Source organism: Leuconostoc sp. (genome assembly GCF_965300815.1).
This window is the reverse complement of record NZ_CBDKZH010000112.1, coordinates 1-4,119: the sequence shown is the minus strand read 5'-3', so window position 1 is coordinate 4,119 and position 4,119 is coordinate 1. Positions and strand designations below refer to the sequence as shown.

The 4,119-nt window shown below is 44.1% G+C and carries 5 protein-coding genes; 3 read left to right on the top strand and 2 right to left on the bottom strand.

Annotated elements, in window-relative coordinates:
- Positions 1-79: 79 nt before the first annotated feature.
- From ACW12G_RS06775 to ACW12G_RS06765, 3 genes are all read left to right on the top strand, one after another.
- Positions 80-520: a MarR family winged helix-turn-helix transcriptional regulator gene (locus ACW12G_RS06775; protein ID WP_048699880.1), complete on the top strand. Its 441-nt coding sequence runs from the start codon at positions 80-82 to the stop codon at positions 518-520.
- The gene (locus ACW12G_RS06770) at positions 517-1,401 is read left to right on the top strand and encodes a metal ABC transporter solute-binding protein, Zn/Mn family (protein ID WP_068851196.1); all 885 of its coding nucleotides are present in this window, start codon (positions 517-519) and stop codon (positions 1,399-1,401) included. The genes ACW12G_RS06775 and ACW12G_RS06770 overlap by 4 nt, the downstream gene beginning before the upstream one ends.
- Positions 1,402-1,547: 146 nt before the next feature.
- Positions 1,548-2,408 (top strand): aldo/keto reductase, encoded by an 861-nt coding sequence (locus tag ACW12G_RS06765; RefSeq protein WP_455647582.1) that lies wholly within the window; start codon positions 1,548-1,550, stop codon positions 2,406-2,408.
- 90 nt (positions 2,409-2,498) lie between these two features.
- Here the strand turns inward: ACW12G_RS06765 and ACW12G_RS06760 are convergent, their stop codons facing one another.
- On the bottom strand, positions 2,499-3,263 hold the full coding sequence (locus tag ACW12G_RS06760; RefSeq protein WP_270746834.1) for an ABC transporter permease: 765 nt from the start codon (positions 3,261-3,263) through the stop codon (positions 2,499-2,501).
- Between the two features lie 3 nt (positions 3,264-3,266).
- Complete coding sequence (locus ACW12G_RS06755) at positions 3,267-4,118, bottom strand: ABC transporter ATP-binding protein (protein ID WP_455647581.1); 852 nt, start codon at positions 4,116-4,118, stop codon at positions 3,267-3,269.
- Position 4,119: the final 1 nt, after the last annotated feature.

Below are 4,119 nucleotides of genomic sequence, written 5' to 3'. Positions count from 1 at the left end.
CCCTCAGATAGCTTGACAGGCTATTATTTTCTTGATATAGTTTACTAGTTAATTAACTAGTAAACTATCGAGGTGACAGATGTCTGAATCCAATACAATTATTCATGAACTCAATACTTTTGTGCAAACTTACGCCGCGCGTTCTGAATTTATCAAAACGACGACGGCTCAAAAAATCAACGCCACGCAGGCGCATCTACTGATGCTGTTGCAAGAAGAAAATGCAACCAATGCCAATCTGGCGAACAAGATGAATTTGTCCAAGCCAGCCATCACAAAGGCCGTTAAAAATTTGATTGCCCACGGCTACGTCATTTCATCGCAAGATGCCAGCGATAAGCGCAGTGTAAATTACGCTTTAACCCCTGCCGGTATCAAGTTGGCACGCCAACACGAACAATCGCATCAAGCCTTACACGAAGACATTGATGCCACGATTGCGACTTTTACACCCGAACAACAAGCCACCATTATTCACTTTCTCAAACAAATTAATCAACTAGAGGATACCCGATCATGAAAAAACTCATTGCCGTGTTGGCAATTATCGTCATTGCCATTGTTGGTTTCGCGGCCTTTAAAGGTAGCGAAACCCCTCAAAAGGCCACGAATAAAATTAGCATTATCACGTCAACTGATTTTTACGCCGAGCTTGCGCAAACCGTTGTTGGTGATCACGGCACAGCAACGGCCATTATTAAACACGATAATATTTCCCCCGAAGACTACGAACCCACAACAGCCGTTGCCAAAAAAGTCAACGGGACTGACATTGTGATTGCTAACGGCTTAGGGTATGATGCTTGGCTGACAAAATTAGCCAAATCATCCCCAAAGTCCCAACTCGTTGAGGTTGGTGAAGATGTTTTACATGACAAAATGGGGCAAAATCCCCATTTGTGGAATGATCCCAACACGATGATTCAATCAGCTCACTATTTAGCAGATCTTTTATCTAAAAAAGATCCCGCCCACAAGGCAGACTATCAAGCCAACGCTAAGAAATATATCGCCAGCTTGCAACCCATCACTGATTTAGTGACCCAGCTGAAAGCCAAGTCTAACCAACAAGACGTGGCCCAGACGGAACCAGTCTTTGAATACATGTTAGATGCCCTCGGTTATCACGTCATGGATAATGATTTTTCTGAAGCGATTGAAGAAGGTAACGACCCCTCACCGGCCACATTATCAGCTTTGAAAACAGCGATTACGTCACACAAAATCGCCTTCATTGTCAATAACAAACAAACAACTAGCGCAACGGTAAACAACATTATTGATCTCGCTAAGGCTAACCATATTCCAGTTGTCAACGTCACAGAAACTATTCCAAATGGTGAACACTATGTCAGTTGGAAATTAGCAGAACTCAAACAAATTGAAGCCATCATGAAATAACATCACAACCGTGATACGAACAGTTGTTCAAAAAGTGTTATACTACCATTGAGTGCAAAAGCTTTGCTAACTTTTGCAAAAATAGTCCCGTCATTTGATACGAATTTGACGTGGTTTGGTAGCAGCTATGCATGGAGGTAATGTTTATGGCACTGACAGAGACTTATACATTGGCCAATGGGGTTCAAATCCCAGTTATTGGTTTTGGTACCTGGCAATCAGCGGACGGCGATGTCGCCTACGACGCAGTCAAATGGGCACTGGAAGCTGGTTATCGACACATTGATACAGCCGCAATTTACGGCAACGAAGCTTCTGTTGGCCGTGCAATCAAGGATTCTGGGATTGCCCGTGACGAACTGTTTGTCACGACAAAACTTTGGAACGATGCCCATAGTTACACGGCAGCCAAAGCCGCTTTGGCCACATCATTAGAAACCCTTGGTTTGGATTATGTTGATTTGTATCTGATTCACTGGCCTAATCCAGCCGCGGTGCAAGAACAAGGGCCGCAAGCTTGGGAACAAGCCAATGCGGAGACTTGGCGCGCCATGGAAGAAGCCTACGCTGACGGAAAAGTTCGCGCAATTGGCGTATCCAACTTCCAAATTCATCATTTGGAAGCACTAGCGAAAACGCAAAAGATCGCGCCAATGGTGAACCAGAGCTTCTTGAACCCTTCTGATGAACAAGCTGAATTGGTCGCTTATGATAAAGCGCATAATATCTTAGACGAAGCTTACTCACCATTAGGTACTGGTAAGCTGGTATATTTGCCACAAGTCGCTGATTTGGCTGCTAAGTACGGCAAATCTGTGCCACAAATCTTGATTCGTTGGTCATTGGAAAAAGGCTTCTTGCCCTTACCAAAATCAACGCACCAAGCTTACATTCAAGCTAACTTAGACGTGTTTGACTTTAGTCTCACTCCAGAAGACATGGCCACACTAGACGCCTTACAGGGTGTTGGCGGCGCGCACACAGAGCCTGATACAGCAGATTTCTAACCGATTAACCTACAGTTGTTTCACGTGAAACAACACCACATAAAAGGCAGACGACCCAATAGGTCGTCTGCCTTTTTTAGTAATTCGCTGTTAGACAGAACGCTTTTTGAAAATCCAATACGCCACACCATACATCAGCACAATATCAAGCAAATAAACCCAAAGTACTGTCGTTTGTGACAAATGCACGAGAGCTTTGAATGCCGTCTTTGGCAATTCAAGCATCGCAATACCGAGATAAATATTAAACGGATTCCACTTCATGATTGGCGCCATTTCAATCAACAACGCCGATAAACTCGTCAAAATCGGTGTCCCAACAATCATCACCACACCCAAGCCAATCGCTGCGCCAGAGCTCTTGACGAGGTTTGTAATGAGCAACACTAAGGCCGCAATAAATATGATTTGTAGCATCGTGATGACAAATGTCTGCCCCATCACTTGCCAACCGGTTCCCATGTCGTTTAACTTGGCCTGCAAGTTCACTTTAGGAACGAAAATAACTTTCGCTAGCATCGTCCCTAGAAACGCCGTGACAAACAACGCTAAATAAACGCTGAGATTTAACAATAGTTTGCTGGCAAAGATTTGCCCGCGGCTAAAACGCCGTGAGAGTAAGGGGCGAATCGTCCCAAAGCCAAACTCTTGTGACACGCTTAAAGCGGTAATAATAATCCCAGCAAAGACAATATACACTGTTGCCTGCCCAAAATTTGCCACGACCTCACCTATACGTTGTGTTTTAAAAATACCCATGACTGCCAACGGGAAAAGAAAGCTCAAGGCTAACCAAATATACAGGCGATTCTGTTTAAATGCCTTATAATACTCCTGTTTCATCAATGTTAACATCTCTTATTCCCCCTTCTCGTCATGCGCCAATTTATCCAACAAGGTGCGTTCCAAATTACCCGTAACGGTTTGAATCGCCGTAATACTAATGCCGGATTGATTGATAGCCGTAATGACTTGCTGCAATGTCTCCGCCCCCGCAATTTCAATTTGCCCATCAACAGCTGTTGCCGTCCAACCTTTTGCCGCAATTAACGCAACCACAGCTTGGTTATCTGAGGTATCAAACAACCAACGTGTCTGGTCTTGGTCGAAAAATGCCGTGATTGTGGCCGTTTCAATGATTTTACCGTTGTTGATGATGACCACATCATCCACCAGTTTTTGTAGTTCATCTAACAAGTGACTAGAAATCAAGAAGGCAACCCCTTCGTCTGCCAATGTGCGAATCAAAACCCGCAAATCATGGACTGATTGCGGATCCAAGCCGTTCATTGGTTCATCTAAAATAACCAACTTTGGATGACGAATAAGTGCGATTGCAATCCCCAAGCGCTGCTTCATCCCCAAAGAGAATTGCTTGGCTTTTCTTTTACCAAAATTAGGCCCGTCAATTTGTGTTTTCCGCATCAAATCCTGGAAATCTACCGGTGTTTTGGTATCCATGGCATAGAGCTTTAAGTGCTCTAATGCAGTCAAATTAGGATAAATAGCGGGATATTCAATTAAGTTCCCCATTTTATCCAAGGCTTGATGATGACTAAACGTAATAGGTTGCCCATCAAACATAACACTGCCTGAATCATAACGTATCAAGCCAGTAATCGCGCGCATGGTCGTTGATTTACCGGCGCCGTTTGGGCCAATTAAACCGACAATCCGGCCAGCTTCTACCTGAAAGCTGACGTCCGTCATT

Excerpts from the sequence above, each read along its gene's own strand:
- ACW12G_RS06775 (WP_048699880.1), top strand. The coding sequence starts at position 80 with ATGTCTGAATCCAATACAATTATTCATGAACTCAATACTTTTGTGCAA.
- ACW12G_RS06770 (WP_068851196.1), top strand. The coding sequence starts at position 517 with ATGAAAAAACTCATTGCCGTGTTGGCAATTATCGTCATTGCCATTGTT.
- ACW12G_RS06765 (WP_455647582.1), top strand. The coding sequence starts at position 1,548 with ATGGCACTGACAGAGACTTATACATTGGCCAATGGGGTTCAAATCCCA.
- ACW12G_RS06760 (WP_270746834.1), bottom strand. The coding sequence starts at position 3,263 with ATGTTAACATTGATGAAACAGGAGTATTATAAGGCATTTAAACAGAAT.
- ACW12G_RS06755 (WP_455647581.1), bottom strand. The coding sequence starts at position 4,118 with ATGACGGACGTCAGCTTTCAGGTAGAAGCTGGCCGGATTGTCGGTTTA.